This is a genomic window from Curtobacterium sp. MCPF17_047 (genome assembly GCF_003234045.1).
Taxonomy (GTDB): domain Bacteria; phylum Actinomycetota; class Actinomycetes; order Actinomycetales; family Microbacteriaceae; genus Curtobacterium.
In genome coordinates this window covers 369,228-383,849 of the sequence record NZ_QKSF01000001.1, presented here as the reverse complement: position 1 = coordinate 383,849, position 14,622 = coordinate 369,228, and the positions used below count along the sequence as shown (strand labels likewise).

Genomic DNA, 14,622 nt, shown 5'->3' with positions numbered 1-14,622 from the left:
CGTCTCCTCAGAGTCGAGAAGGGGCGGGGCGTCGATGACGCCCCGCCCCTCGTGTCAGATCAGGAGCAGCTCGAGTAACCGGTCGGGACCGCCGTGGAGGCCGCCTTCGACACACCCTGCGTGTCCGTCACCCAGAAGAACTTCGCCCCGTCGCTGGCTGCGGGGACCTTGATGCAGAAGGTCGTTGCTGCGGTGTCGGCAGCCAGGTTCGTCGGGGCGTAGCTGAAGTCACCAGTGTCGCCACCCTTGGTGAAGCCGTACTTGCCGAGACCGGTCGTGTTGTCGGCCGTCAGCTTCGCGCCAGCAGGCACCTTGTTGTCGTTGTCGGTCATGTACGCGATCACCGCGGTCTTCGCGTTGGCGAGGTCCGACTTCACGCCGGCGTCCTTCGAGGACTTCTGAACGCCGAGGTACACGGGGATGGCGATCGCGGCAAGGATGCCGATGATGATGACGACGACCAGGAGTTCGATGAGCGTGAAGCCCTTCTCCTTGTCCTCGGTGAGGTTCTGCCGGCGAGCGTTCAGCTTGCCCATGAGCGCAAAGTACATTGCTCTTCCATTCTCTGGGATGGCGATAGGAATTGATCGGGGGCTGTGCGGTGCCGCCGCGGACAAGCGTATTGACAGGAGTTTCCGGTCATAATCCCGAGAACGGGGGTCACACCGCAGCAAAATGCCCCCAGAATCAGGGACACCCACTCGGCTGTTCGCCCCCGACCGAGGGGTAGAAAGCATCGAACCGGCTACTTGATCAGACTCGTGATCTGGAAGATCGGGAGGTAGAGAGCGACGATCATGCCGCCGACGACGACCCCGAGGAACGCGATGAGGAGCGGCTCGATGAGCGAGGTCAGGGCTTCGGTCGTCGCCTGGACTTCGTCGTCGTAGAAGGCAGCGATCTTCTCCAGCATGATTTCCATCGAACCGGCGTCCTCGCCGACCGCCACCATCTGCGACACCATTGTCGGAAATACTTTCTCAGAACCGAGCGGACCCGCTATGGATTCGCCTTTTCGCACACTCTCGGCGACGCGTTCCAGGGCTTTCTGAACGACGAAGTTGTTCGACACTTGTCCGACGATCTGCAATGCCGGCAAGATCGGTACACCCGCGCCGATCATGTTCGAGAAGTTCCTGGCGAATCGCGCGATGACGATCTTCTGGTTCAGCGCTCCGAACACCGGCATCTTGAGCTTCACCGGGTCGATGAAAGCCCGGACACGGTCGGTGTTCTTGTTCGCGCGCCACCAGACAGTCGTCACCACGATGACGACCGCCAGTACCGGGAGGACGTACACCATGGAGTGCGAGAGGTAGACGAGCATCATCGTCGGGAGCGGGAGCTTGCCGCCGAGCGACGAGAACATGTCCTGGAAGATCGGGACGATGAACACCAGCATGATGACGACGGCGATCAGCGACATGCACAGCACCACGACCGGGTAGGTCATCGCCGACTTGATCGTCGACCGGAGCTTGTGCTCCTTCTCGAAGTTCGTCGCGATCGAGTCCATGGCCTGGTCGAGGAACCCGCCGGTCTCCCCCGCGCGGATCATGTTGATCATGATCGGCGGGAACTCGATCGGGAACTTCGCCACGGCATCGGAGAACGAGACGCCCTGCTCGACCTCGTCGCGCACCTTGCCCAGGATGTCCTTCAGCTTCTTGCTCTCGGTCTGATCGGCCAAGATCGTCAGCGCACGCAGCAGCGACAGCCCCGACGACAACATCGTCGAGGCCTGCCGCGACATGATCGCCAGGTCCTTGAGCCCGACGCCCTTCTCGAAGCCCGGGATCTTGATCTCGGTTTGCAGGCCGGTGCCGGCCTTGGCTTCGGTGATGGCGATCGGCGAGACGCCCATGCCACGCAGGCGCTGGACGACGGCACCTTCGGACGCGGCGTCGACGCGCCCCTTGACGAGCTTCCCCGCCCCGTCCCGCCCGCGGTAGTCGAATGCGAGGGACATCAGTAGCCTCCGGAGAACTTGTCGCCGAAGTCGATCCCGCTCGCGGCGATGGCGTCGGCGGACGCGTCGGACGGGGACTCGACGCGCTGCACGAGCCGGTCGAAGCCCTCGAGGTCGTGGACCTTCTCGAGCGCCGCCTTGCGGGTGATGGTGCCGACGTTGACCAGTTCGGCGAGGTCCTGGTCCATCGTGTGCATGCCCGCGTCACGCCCGGCCTGCATGGCCGAGGTGATCTGGTACGTCTTGCCCTCACGGATGAGGTTGCCGATGGCCGGGGTGGTCTTCATGATCTCGGTGGACACGATGCGCCCGGTGCCGTTGGCCTTGGGGACGAGGGTCTGACAGACGACGCCTTCGAGGGTGGCCGCCAGCTGGGTGCGGATCTGCCCCTGCTGGTGCGGCGGGAAGACGTCGATGACGCGGTCGATGGTGCCGGGGGCGCTCTGCGTGTGCAGGGTGGCGAACACCAGGTGGCCGGTCTCGGCGGCGGTGAGCGCGACGGAGATCGTCTCGAGGTCGCGGAGCTCACCGATGAGGATGACGTCCGGGTCCTGACGGAGCACGTGCTTCAACGCTCGGGCGAACGAGTGCGTGTCCGCGCCGACCTCGCGCTGGTTGATGATCGCCTTCTTGTGCTCGTGCATGAACTCGATCGGGTCCTCGACCGTCACGATGTGGTCGGCCCGGGTCTCGTTGACCAGGTCGATGAGCGCGGCCAGGGTGGTCGACTTGCCGGAGCCGGTGGGTCCGGTGACGAGCACGAGGCCGCGCGGCAGCTTGGCGAAGTCCCCCACGTACTCGGGGATGCCGAGCTGCTTGAGGGTCTTGATCTTGGTGGGGATGATGCGGAAGGCCGCTCCCCAGTTGCCACGCTGCTGGTAGTAGTTCACGCGGAAGCGGAACTCGGGCGACAGCGAGTACGCGAAGTCGAGTTCCTGTTCCTGGTCGAACTGTGCGGCCTGCTCGGCGGACATGAGCGTCTTGAGGGCGGCGATGACCTTGTTGCGCGCCCACGGGCCTCCCGGCACGGCGGGACGCAGCGAGCCGTCGACGCGCACGGTCGGCGGTGCGTCGGCGGTGACGTGCAGGTCGGATGCCCCCTGGTAGACGACCTGGGCCAGGGCGGTCACGAGGTCGGAGTCGGCGTCTTCGCGGGCGTGGCGCGTGAAGTTGATCTCGGCGCTGCCCGTCGGGGCGACCATCTGCACCGGCGGGGCGGCGACGGTCTGGAGGTTCGTGGTGGCGACCGCAGGCACCACCGGCAGCCGTTCGGTCACCTGGTACCCGAGAGCCGGGTCCGGTTCGTACCCGTAGCTCGCGGTCGACGGCGGCACCGCGGCGGGAGGTGTGGCCGGTACGGCGTACGGCTGCGCGACGGGGACCGCGACCGGCACGCCACTCGGGGCGGCCCAGCCGGCGAGGTCGTCGCTGAGGTCGTAGACGGGGGTGGCTGGTGCGGCTGGTGCCGCTGATGCGGCAGGGACGACGGGTGCCCCGGATGGTGCCGGGGACTGCTGCGCGGCCTGCGCGAGGCGCGCAGCACGGCGTCCACCGACCTCGAGACCGGGGGTGCCGGGGTGCCAGCCGTCGACGGGTTCGTCCCCGGCTGGGCTCAGGTCGTACACGGAGTCGGTCATCTGTTCGTCTCCCACGGCTACGCGACCACGCGCAGGATCTCGTCGACGCTCGTCAGGCCGAGCTTGACCTTCTCCCACCCGTCCATGCGGAGGGTGAGCATGCCCTGCGCCTGGGCGACCCGGCTGATCTCGGCGCTCGAGGCCCGGGACACGGCGAGGCGCTCGATCTCCTCGGTCACGGTCATCACCTCGTGCAGTGCGATGCGTCCCCGGTACCCGGTGTTCGAGCAGACCGAGCAGCCGATCGGGGCGAAGAAGTCGGGCACGGGGGCGTCGGCGCTGTCGAGGAACCCGAGCGCGTGGAGCTGCTCGGCCTCGTAGAACGCCGGGACCTTGCACCGGTCACAGAGCTTGCGGGCGAGCCGCTGGGCGACGACGCAGTCGAGCGCCGACCCGACGAGGAACGGCTCGATGTCCATCTCGGTGAGACGGGTGATCGCCGAGGGGGCGTCGTTCGTGTGCAGGGTGGAGAGCACGAGGTGCCCGGTGAGGGACGCTTCGATCGCGATCTGGGCGGTCTCGTGGTCGCGGATCTCACCGAGCAGGACGACGTCGGGGTCGGAGCGGAGGATGCTGCGGAGCGCCGAGGCGAAGGTCAGCCCGGCCTTCGGGTTGACCTGCACCTGGTTGACCCCCGCCATCCGGTACTCGACCGGGTCCTCGACGGTGATGACGTTGATCTCGGGCTTCGCGACGGCGTTGAGCGTCGTGTAGAGCGTGGTCGACTTTCCGGAGCCGGTCGGGCCGGTGACCAGGATCATGCCGTACGGCTTCGAGTAGGAGCGCTGGTAGGCCGCGGCGTTCCGGTCGAGCAGGTTGAGGTCCTTGAGGGTCAACGACGTGTTCGTGTTGTCGAGGATCCGCATGACGACCTTCTCGCCCCACACCGTCGGCAGCGTCGCCACTCGGAGGTCGATCTGGCGGCCACCGTGCCGGACGGACATGCGGCCGTCCTGGGGCTTCCGTCGCTCGGCGATGTCGATGTCGCTCATGATCTTGAGACGGCTGATGACGCCGTTCTGGATGTTCTTCGGCGCCGGGCTCATCTCGTGCAGGACGCCGTCGATGCGGTAGCGGACCCGGACCTCGTGCTCGCCGGGCTCGATGTGGATGTCGGACGCGTGGTCCTGGATCGCCTGCGACACGAGCAGGTTGACGAACCGGACGATCGGGACGTCGTCGAGTGAGCCGTCGCCGATGTCGGCCTGCTGCTCGGTGGTGCGCGCCTCTTCTTCGAGCGAGGAGGTGAGGTCGTTGAGCTCGTCGTCGGCGCGCAGGTAGCGTTCGAAGGCGGACTGCAGGTCACGTTCGTCGACCTGCAGCGGCTTGATCGGCCGGCCCGAGGCGGTGCGTGCGTCGTCGATCGCCAGGACGTTGGCCGGGTTGACCATTGCGAGCACGAGGGTCTCGCCCTCGAAGCCGATGCCGAGCACCGAGTGCCGACGGCAGAGCGGAGCGGGCAGGACCGAGACGGCCGTGCCGTCGACCGGGTAGTCGGTCAACGGGACCGTCTTCGAGTTGTGCGACGCCGCACGCGCGGTGATGTACTGCGCCTCGCTCACGACGCCCTGCTCGACGAGTGAGCGGATCGCCTGCTCGTCGACGTCTTCGTGACCGGTCATCGCGTCGAGGTACTCGATCGGGAGGGCGCCGTTGAGGATCAGGATCTCGGACAGGGTTGCCATGTGCCCTGTACCTCCTTGCTTGCGCGCGCGACGGATCGGCGTGGTTCGGTGGGCGCCGCCAGGGTTGCGGCGCTCGACCACGGTACGTCCGGTGTCGCTGCGCAGAGCAGTCCCAGAAGGAGGGGGCGGCGGGGTCCTGACTGGACCCAGAACAGGGGTACCCGCGGGTATCGAGTTCCGAGCTCGGTTGTTAGAGGGCCATCGAGGTCGTGATGGTCGCGGTCCCCGCGACGAAGCCGAACCGTTCGTACAGCGCGACGGCACCGCTCGGGTTCTCGGCGTCGACCTCGAGCGACGCTGCGGAGAGGCCGGCGTCACGGACGGCGTCGAGGGTCGCCCCGAGCACCAGCGGGGCGAGGCCACGACCGCGTGCGCGACGGACGACACCGACCCAGTGGAGGTACCCGAAGCTCCGACCGCGGGCAGCGAAGGCGCCGGGGTCGGACTCGACGACGGTGAAGGCCAGGACGTCCCCGTGCTCGTCCACCACGACGCGCGACAGGTCCAACCGGCTCTTCTCCGCCGTGAGGTACCCGCGCCAGTCCGCTTCCACCATCGGCTGTGAGCCCCAGTGGTCGCGGAAGGCGTCGTTCTTGGCCGCGCGCATCGGCTCGACGTCGGCCACCGTCGCCGCGCGCAGTACGAGCCCCTCGGGCAGCGGCGGCACGGACTGCCGCCAGGGCGCATCCGCGTCGTCCAGGACGACCTGCATGTCGAGCCACGTCCGCACCGGGTGCAGTCCGGCGTGCGCAGCGAGCGCGAGTGTCGACGATCCCTTCGGAGCGGTGAGGTCGATGGCACCGGGCAGGTCGAGGTCGAGCCCGGCGAGGTGCTGCCGTGCCCGCCCGGTCTGCCACGCGAGCAACCGTCGGCCGATCCCCCGTCCGCGGTGCGCGGGGCGCACCGAACCGCCGAGGATGACCCGGGCGGCGGTGTCCCGCGTCGGGACCGGGATGACGATGGCGTAGGCGTGCACATGCCCCTCAGCATCGATGCCGACCACCGTGTCACGCTCGGGGTCGAGCCCTTCTGTGGACAGCCGGTGCACGAAGTCCTCCGTGGAGGGATGCGCGTGCGGCTCGTCGACCGCAGCCGACTCGAGGGCGATGCCGTGCACCTCCGGCAGGTCGGCCATCGTGGCCGGCCGGAACGTCAGGCCACCGACCGGGGTCGGGACATCGAGGTGAGCCGGAGCCGTGACCCGTTCGCGCAGCGTCGCCATCCTCACAGCATGCCCTACCCCTCGACGCACCGGGCATCGACGGACCATGATGAGACATGGACATCACGAGCGTGACCGTGGGGTTGCCCGTCACCGACCTGGAGGCCTCCTGCCTCTGGTACGGCGCGGTGTTCGAACGGGTCGAGCCCGATCTCGAGCCCACCGAGGGCGTCGCCGAGTACGAGGTCGGCGGCATCTGGATCCAGCTCCTCGAGGACCCGGACGCCGACGACAACCCCGTCATCGTCCGCTTCGGCGTCGACGACGTCGTGGCGCAGCACGCCCGGATCGCAGCCCTCGGGATCGACGTCGGACCGGTCGAGTGCGTCGACGGAGCCGTCGACTGGTTCGACGCCCGCGACCCCGACGGCAACGTCCTGAGCCTGTACTCGCTCGCCGACGAGAGCGGCCGTGGTTCCGGCGGGCGCGACAGCGACGCCGGTCGCTCCGTCTAGGACCGGGCCGGATCCGGACGGGAGGCCCGTGGCGGGCCCGCCCCGTGCCTCCCGTCCGGCGTCTCCCCCGCGACAGCGGAAGGGCCCCGCATCCGACTGGATGCGGGGCCCTCCTCAGGGACTCACTCGGTTCAGTTGTACGTACCCGGCGTGAAGTCGTCCGACGAGAAGCTGTCGAAGTCGACGAAGCTCAGGTCGGCGTCCGAGAACGACGAGTCGTCCGCGAAGATGCGGTTCGGGTACCGCTCCGCCTTCGCTTCTTCCGTCGCGTTCACGTCGACGTCGCGGTACCGGCTGAGGCCCGTCCCGGCGGGGATGAGCTTACCGATGATGACGTTCTCCTTGAGGCCGACGAGCTGGTCCTGCTTGCCCTCCATGGCCGCCTGCGTCAGGACGCGGGTGGTCTCCTGGAAGGACGCGGCGGACAGCCACGACTCGGTCGCGAGGGACGCCTTGGTGATGCCCATGACCTCCTGGCGAGCCGAGGCGGTCTTGCGACCCTCCTGCAGCGCCGCCCGGTTGATCGCGTTGTAGCGCGACCGGTCGACGAGCTCGCCCGGCAGCAGGTCGGTGTCGGCGTGGTCGACGACGGTGACCTTGCGGAGCATCTGGCGGACGATGACCTCGATGTGCTTGTCGTGGATCGGCACACCCTGCGAGCCGTAGACGTCCTGCACACCGTTGACCAGGTGCTTCTGGACCTCTCGGACACCCTTGACCCGCAGGACTTCCTTCGGGTCGACGGTGCCGGCGATGAACTGCTCGCCGAGCTCGACGTGCTGGCCGTCCTCGATGAGGAGGGTCGCACGCTTGAGCACCGGGTAGATGAACGGCTCGTCGCCGTTGTCCGGCGTGAGGATGATCCGACGACCCTTGTCCGTGTCCTCGATCGTGGCGCGGCCGGGGGCCTCGGCGATCGGGGACGCGCCCTTCGGGGTGCGAGCCTCGAAGAGCTCGGTCACGCGGGGCAGACCCTGCGTGATGTCGTCGGCCGAGGCCGAACCACCCGTGTGGAAGGTACGCATCGTCAGCTGGGTACCGGGCTCACCGATGGACTGGGCGGCGATGATGCCCACAGCCTCACCGATGTCGACCAGGTTGCCCGTGGCGAGCGACCGGCCGTAGCACTGCGCGCAGACACCGACGGCCGACTCGCAGGTCAGGACCGAGCGCACCTTGATGCTCTCGACCCCGGCGGCCAGCAGCTTGTCGAGGAGGACGTCACCGACGTCCTCGCCGCCCTCGGCCACCACGGTGCCCGAGGCGTCGACGGCCTCGGTCGCGAGGGTGCGCGAGTAGACGGTGTTCTCGACGCGCGGGTCGCGGACGAGCTTGCCGTCGGCACCCATCGTCGCGATCGGCAGCTCGAGGCCACGGGTCGTCCCGCAGTCGTCCTCACGGATGATGACGTCCTGCGACACGTCCACGAGACGACGGGTCAGGTACCCCGAGTCGGCGGTACGGAGAGCCGTGTCCGCCAGACCCTTGCGAGCACCGTGCGTGGCGATGAAGTACTCCGCCACGGTCAGGCCCTCGCGGTACGAGTTGATGATCGGGCGGGCGATGATGTCACCCTTCGGGTTGCTCACCAGACCACGCATACCGGCGATGTTGCGCACCTGCAGCCAGTTACCACGAGCACCCGAGGACACCATGCGGTTGATGGTGTTGTCGATGGGGAAGTTGTCCCGCATCTCCTGCGCGATCTCGTTGGTGGCCTCGGTCCAGATCTTGATCAGGTCGGCGCGACGTTCCGCGTCGGTGATCAGACCCTTGTCGAACTCACCCTGGACCTTGGCGGCCTGGATCTCGTAGCCCGCGATGATCTCCTTCTTGCGAGGAGGCGTCACGACGTCCGAGAGGGCGACGGTCACACCGGAGCGGGTGCCCCAGTAGAAGCCGGCGTCCTTGATCCGGTCGAGCGCGGCGGCCGTCTCGGTCTTGGAGTAGCGCTCGGCGAGGTCGTTGACGATCGCGGAGAGCGTGCCCTTGTCGGTGACCTTCTGGACGAACGGGTAGTCCGTCGGGAGGGTCTCGTTGAAGAGCGCACGGCCGAGGGTGGTCTCGAGGAGGATCGACTGACCGACCTCGTAGCCCTCGGGTGCTTCACCCTCGGCGAAGTGGACACCCGACATGCGGATCTTCACCATCGCGTTGAGGTGCAGCGTGTTCTGGTCCTTCGCCATGATCGCCTCGGCGACCGAGGAGAACGAACGGCCCTCACCCACGGCGCCCTCGCGGACGGTCGTGAGGTGGTGCAGACCGATGATCATGTCCTGTGCGGGCAGGGTCACCGGACGGCCGTCGGACGGCTTGAGGATGTTGTTCGAGGCGAGCATCAGGATGCGGGCCTCGGCCTGGGCCTCGACCGACAGCGGCAGGTGCACGGCCATCTGGTCACCGTCGAAGTCGGCGTTGAACGCGGCACAGACCAGCGGGTGGAGCTGGATGGCCTTGCCCTCGACGAGCTGCGGCTCGAACGCCTGGATGCCGAGACGGTGCAGCGTGGGCGCACGGTTCAGCAGCACGGGGCGCTCGCGGATGATCTCCTCGAGCACGTCCCAGACCTGGGCACGCGAACGCTCGACCATGCGCTTGGCCGACTTGATGTTCTGCGCGTGCGACAGGTCGATCAGGCGCTTGATGACGAACGGCTTGAACAGCTCGAGCGCCATCTGCTTGGGCAGACCGCACTGGTGGAGCTTGAGCTGCGGGCCGACGATGATGACCGAACGACCCGAGTAGTCGACGCGCTTGCCGAGCAGGTTCTGGCGGAAACGACCCTGCTTGCCCTTGAGCATGTCGCTCAGGGACTTGAGGGCGCGGTTGCCGGTACCCGTGACGGGGCGCCCACGACGACCGTTGTCGAACAGCGCGTCGACCGCTTCCTGCAGCATGCGCTTCTCGTTGTTCACGATGATCTCGGGAGCACCGAGGTCGAGCAGGCGGCGGAGACGGTTGTTGCGGTTGATCACACGACGGTAGAGGTCGTTGAGGTCCGACGTGGCGAAGCGGCCACCGTCGAGCTGCACCATCGGGCGCAGTTCCGGCGGGATGACCGGCACGACGTCGAGCACCATCGCTGCCGGCGAGTTGCCGGTGGCGAGGAAGGAGCTGACGACGCGCAGACGCTTGATCGCACGGATCTTCTTCTGGCCCTTGCCCTCGGCGATCTGCAGACGCAGCGCCTCGGCCTCGGCGGCCAGGTCGAAGGCCTCGAGCCGCAGCTTGATCGCCTCGGCACCCATGTAGGCGTCGAAGTAGATCCCGAAGCGGTCCTGCAGCTCGTGGAAGACGGCGTCCTCGGGCTTGAGGTCGCCCACCTTGAGGTTGCGGAAGTCCTCCCACACACGCTCGAGACGGGTGATGTCCTCGTCGAAGGACTTGCGGACCTGGGACATCTCCTTCTCGGCGGTGTCCTTGGTCCGACGCTTCACGTCGGCCTTGGCGCCTTCTTCCTCGAGCGCTGCGAGGTCGTCCTCGAGCTTCTTGAGGCGGTCGGCGATGATCGAGTCGCGCTGGTTCTCGAGGTTCTTGATCTCGAGGCGCATCTCGTTCTCGAGGCCGGGCATGTCAGCGTGACGGCCCTCCTCGTCGATGCTGATGATCATGTACGCCGCGAAGTAGATGACCTTCTCGAGGTCCTTCGGGGCCATGTCCAGCAGGTAGCCCAAGCGCGACGGGACGCCCTTGAAGTACCAGATGTGCGTGACGGGTGCGGCGAGCTCGATGTGGCCCATGCGCTCACGACGGACCGAGGACTTGGTGACCTCGACGCCGCAGCGCTCGCAGACGATGCCCTTGAACCGGACTCGCTTGTACTTGCCGCAGGCGCACTCCCAGTCGCGGGACGGACCGAAGATCTGTTCGCCGAACAGACCGTCCTTCTCGGGCTTCAGGGTGCGGTAGTTGATCGTCTCCGGCTTCTTGACCTCGCCGTACGACCACTGGCGGATGTCCTCGGCGGTAGCGAGGCCGATCCGAATGGCGTCAAAGGAAGTTGCTTCGAGCAATGTTCTTCTCTCTTGCTGGTTCGAAACGTGTTCAGCGGGCGGGATCAGATGTCGTCGACGGACGACGACTCGAACCGCGAGGAGATGTTGATGCCGAGCTCTTCAGCGGCACGGAAGACCTCGTCGTCCGTGTCGCGCAGGCTGACCGCCTGGCCGTCCGCCGAGAGGACCTCGACGTTCAGGCAGAGCGACTGCATCTCCTTCATGAGGACCTTGAACGACTCCGGGATGCCGGGCTCCTGGATGTTCTCGCCCTTGACGATCGCCTCGTAGACCTTCACGCGGCCGAGGATGTCGTCGGACTTGATCGTCAGGAGCTCCTGGAGGGCGTACGCGGCACCGTATGCCTCGAGCGCCCACACCTCCATCTCGCCGAAGCGCTGTCCACCGAACTGCGCCTTCCCACCCAGCGGCTGCTGCGTGATCATCGAGTACGGGCCGGTCGAACGAGCGTGGATCTTGTCGTCGACCAGGTGGTGCAGCTTCAGGATGTACATGTAGCCGACCGACACGGGCTCCGGGAACGGCTCGCCGGAGCGGCCGTCGAAGAGCTGTGCTTTGCCCGAGGAACCGATCAGGCGCTCGCCGTCACGGTTCGGGAGCGTGGAGTCGAGGAGGCCCTCGATCTCGCGCTCGTACGCACCGTCGAACACCGGCGTGGCGACCTTCGTGCCGGGGGCTGCGCTGTGCGCGGCTTCCGGCAGGTTCTCGGCCCACTCCTGGATGCCCTCGACCTGCCAGCCCTGCTTGGCGAGCCACCCGAGGTGGATCTCCAGGACCTGGCCGAAGTTCATGCGACCGGGGACGCCGAGCGGGTTGAGGACGATGTCCACCGGGGTGCCGTCCGCGAGGAACGGCATGTCCTCCACGGGCAGGATCGTCGAGATGACGCCCTTGTTGCCGTGGCGGCCGGCGAGCTTGTCGCCCGCGGTGATCTTGCGCTTCTGGGCGATGTAGACGACCACGCGCTGGTTGACGCCCGAGCCGAGCTCGTCGTCGCCGTCCTGCGAGTCGAACACCTTGACGCCGATGATCGTGCCCTCTTCACCGTGGGGCACCTTGAGCGAGGTGTCGCGGACTTCGCGCGACTTCTCGTTGAAGATGGCACGGAGCAGGCGCTCTTCCGCGGACAGCTCGGTCTCGCCCTTCGGCGTGACCTTGCCGACCAGGATGTCGCCGGGGCGGACCTCGGCACCGATCCGGATGATGCCGCGCTCGTCGAGGTCGGCCAGGAGGTCCGGGCTGACGTTCGGCAGGTCGCGGGTGATCTCTTCCTTGCCGAGCTTCGTGTCGCGGGCGTCGACCTCGTACTCCTCGATGTGGATCGAGGAGAGCGTGTCGTCCTTCACGAGGTTCTGCGACAGGATCATCGCGTCCTCGTAGTTGTAGCCCTCCCACGGCATGAACGCGACGAGGAGGTTCTTGCCGAGCGCGAGCTCGCCGTTCTCCGTCGCGGGGCCGTCGGCGATGACCTCGCCCTGCTCCACACGCTCACCGGCGCTGACGATCACGCGGTGGTTGTAGCTGGTGCCCTGGTTCGAGCGGTCGAACTTGCGCAGGTAGAAGGTCTGCGTGCCACCCTCGTCGAGCTGCAGGGTCACGGCGTCGGCCGAGACCTCGGAGACGACACCGGCCTTGTCGGCGGTGACGACGTCACCGGCGTCGATGGCGGTGTAGCCCTCCATGCCGGTACCGACGAGCGGCGACTCGGAGCGGAGGAGCGGCACGGCCTGGCGCTGCATGTTCGCACCCATGAGGGCGCGGTTCGCGTCGTCGTGCTCGAGGAACGGGATGAGCGAGGTCGCGACCGACACCATCTGGCGCGGCGAGACGTCCATGTAGTCGACCTCGTCGCGGGCGACGAGTTCGACCTCTCCGCCCTTCTTGCGGACGAGCACCTTGTCGTCGGCGAAGTGGAAGTCGTTCGTCAGCGGGGCGTTGGCCTGCGCGACGACGAACTCGTCCTCTTCCGAAGCGGTCAGGTAGTCGATGGTCTTCGTGACCTCGCCGTCGACGACGCGACGGTACGGGGTCTCGATGAAACCGAACGAGTTGATCCGACCGAACGACGCGAGTGAACCGATCAGGCCGATGTTCGGGCCTTCCGGGGTCTCGATCGGGCACATGCGGCCGTAGTGCGACGGGTGGACGTCGCGGACCTCGACGCCGGCACGCTCACGGGACAGACCACCCGGGCCGAGGGCCGAGAGGCGACGCTTGTGCGTCAGACCCGCGAGCGGGTTGTTCTGGTCCATGAACTGCGACAGCTGGGACGTCCCGAAGAACTCCTTGATCGCGGCGACGACGGGACGCACGTTGATGAGCGTCTGCGGCGTGATGGCCTCGATGTCCTGCGTGGTCATGCGCTCGCGGACGACGCGCTCCATGCGGGACAGACCGGTGCGGACCTGGTTCTGGATCAGCTCGCCGACCGCGCGGATGCGACGGTTGCCGAAGTGGTCGATGTCGTCCACGTCGAGGCGGAGCTGGACCGGCTCACCGTCACGGACGCCGTCCATGTGGGTGCGCTCCGCGTGCAGGGACACCAGGTACTTGATCGTCGCGACGATGTCCTGCACGGTGAGCACCGAGTCGGACAGCGGGGCGTCGATGCCGAGCTTGCGGTCGAGCTTGTAGCGACCGACCTTGGCCAGGTCGTAGCGCTTCGAGTTGAAGTAGAAGTTGTCGAGGAGCGCACGCGCGGCCTCGGCAGCGACCTGCTCGCCCGGACGCAGCTTGCGGTAGATGTCCTTGAGCGCCTCTTCCTTCGTGAGGACGGCGTCCTTCTCGAGGGTCGACTCCATGGACGCGAAGCCCTGGAACTCCTCCATGATCTCTTCGCTCGTCAGGCCGAGGGCCTTGAGGAAGACGGTCACGGACTGCTTGCGCTTGCGGTCGATGCGCACGCCCACCTGGTCGCGCTTGTCGATCTCGAACTCGAGCCAGGCGCCACGGGAGGGGATGATACGAGCCGAGTAGATGTCCTTGTCGGACGTCTTCTCCTGCTGGCGCTCGAAGTACACGCCCGGCGAGCGGACGAGCTGCGAGACGACGACACGCTCGGTGCCGTTGATGATGAAGGTGCCGCGCTCGGTCATGAGCGGGAAGTCACCCATGAAGACCGTCTGCGTCTTGATCTCACCGGTCATGTGGTTCATGAACTCGGCGTTGACGTAGAGCGGAGCAGCGTAGGTCTTGCCACGCTCCTTGCAGTCGTCGATGGAGTACTTCGGGTCCTCGAGCTCCGGGGACGTGAACGAGAGCTGCATGGTCTCGCCGAGGTCCTCGATCGGGGAGATCTCCTCGAAGATCTCCTCGAGGCCGGAGTGCAGCGCGAGGTCGGTACGACCCTGCTCCTGCCCTTCGGCGAGGCGGGCCTTCCATGCGTCGTTGCCGACGAGCCAGTCGAAGCTCTCCGTCTGGAGGGCGAGCAGATCAGGAACCGTGAGGGTGTCCGTGATCTTGGCGAACGAGAGTCGCGAGTGGTTGCGACCGTTCTTGGGGTTGGTGGATGCGTTGGGCGCAGCAGCCAAGGGTGTGACCTCCGGTAGGCCCCGTCGGGCCGACACTGACGAAGCAGTGTGTAGGTGAGTGGATTGATCGCTCGGCGCAACCCGGTGATCAGGACACGAGTACGGTGT

General features: G+C 66.9%; 8 protein-coding genes. 1 reads left to right on the top strand and 7 read right to left on the bottom strand.

Translation table 11 applies throughout. The features are described from left to right. Positions 1-59 precede the first annotated feature (59 nt). From DEJ33_RS17665 to DEJ33_RS01885, 5 genes are all read right to left on the bottom strand, one after another. Entirely contained in the window at positions 60-536 is a 477-nt protein-coding gene (locus DEJ33_RS17665) for a type II secretion system protein (RefSeq protein WP_309146909.1), read from the bottom strand. A gap of 209 nt (positions 537-745) precedes the next feature. Further along, positions 746-1,969, bottom strand: a complete 1,224-nt coding sequence (locus DEJ33_RS01900; protein ID WP_111194175.1) for a type II secretion system F family protein — start codon at positions 1,967-1,969, stop codon at positions 746-748. Further along, on the bottom strand, positions 1,969-3,606 hold the full coding sequence (locus DEJ33_RS01895; RefSeq protein ID WP_309147111.1) for a type IV pilus twitching motility protein PilT: 1,638 nt from the start codon (positions 3,604-3,606) through the stop codon (positions 1,969-1,971). Before DEJ33_RS01895 ends, DEJ33_RS01900 begins: the two co-directional genes overlap by 1 nt. Positions 3,607-3,623: 17 nt before the next feature. Then, entirely contained in the window at positions 3,624-5,291 is a 1,668-nt protein-coding gene (locus DEJ33_RS01890) for a GspE/PulE family protein (protein WP_111194174.1), read from the bottom strand. 190 nt (positions 5,292-5,481) lie between these two features. Next, complete coding sequence (locus DEJ33_RS01885; RefSeq protein WP_181437241.1) at positions 5,482-6,513, bottom strand: GNAT family N-acetyltransferase; 1,032 nt, start codon at positions 6,511-6,513, stop codon at positions 5,482-5,484. 56 nt (positions 6,514-6,569) lie between these two features. Between DEJ33_RS01885 and DEJ33_RS01880 the strand changes: the two genes are divergently transcribed. Continuing rightward, positions 6,570-6,968: a VOC family protein gene (locus DEJ33_RS01880; protein WP_111043506.1), complete on the top strand. Its 399-nt coding sequence runs from the start codon at positions 6,570-6,572 to the stop codon at positions 6,966-6,968. Positions 6,969-7,099: 131 nt separating this feature from the next. Here the strand turns inward: DEJ33_RS01880 and DEJ33_RS01875 are convergent, their stop codons facing one another. Both DEJ33_RS01875 and rpoB read right to left on the bottom strand, forming a co-directional pair. Further along, on the bottom strand, positions 7,100-10,981 hold the full coding sequence (locus DEJ33_RS01875) for a DNA-directed RNA polymerase subunit beta' (protein ID WP_110903686.1): 3,882 nt from the start codon (positions 10,979-10,981) through the stop codon (positions 7,100-7,102). A 44-nt stretch (positions 10,982-11,025) separates the two neighbouring features. After that, on the bottom strand, positions 11,026-14,514 hold the full coding sequence (gene rpoB, locus DEJ33_RS01870; RefSeq protein WP_110903685.1) for a DNA-directed RNA polymerase subunit beta: 3,489 nt from the start codon (positions 14,512-14,514) through the stop codon (positions 11,026-11,028). Positions 14,515-14,622: the final 108 nt, after the last annotated feature.

Bases quoted from the DNA above. Each gene is read 5' to 3' on its own strand.
- DEJ33_RS01885 (WP_181437241.1), bottom strand. From the start codon at position 6,513: ATGGCGACGCTGCGCGAACGGGTCACGGCTCCGGCTCACCTCGATGTC.
- DEJ33_RS17665 (WP_309146909.1), bottom strand. From the start codon at position 536: ATGGGCAAGCTGAACGCTCGCCGGCAGAACCTCACCGAGGACAAGGAG.
- DEJ33_RS01880 (WP_111043506.1), top strand. From the start codon at position 6,570: ATGGACATCACGAGCGTGACCGTGGGGTTGCCCGTCACCGACCTGGAG.
- DEJ33_RS01895 (WP_309147111.1), bottom strand. From the start codon at position 3,606: ATGACCGACTCCGTGTACGACCTGAGCCCAGCCGGGGACGAACCCGTC.
- DEJ33_RS01900 (WP_111194175.1), bottom strand. From the start codon at position 1,969: ATGTCCCTCGCATTCGACTACCGCGGGCGGGACGGGGCGGGGAAGCTC.
- DEJ33_RS01890 (WP_111194174.1), bottom strand. From the start codon at position 5,291: ATGGCAACCCTGTCCGAGATCCTGATCCTCAACGGCGCCCTCCCGATC.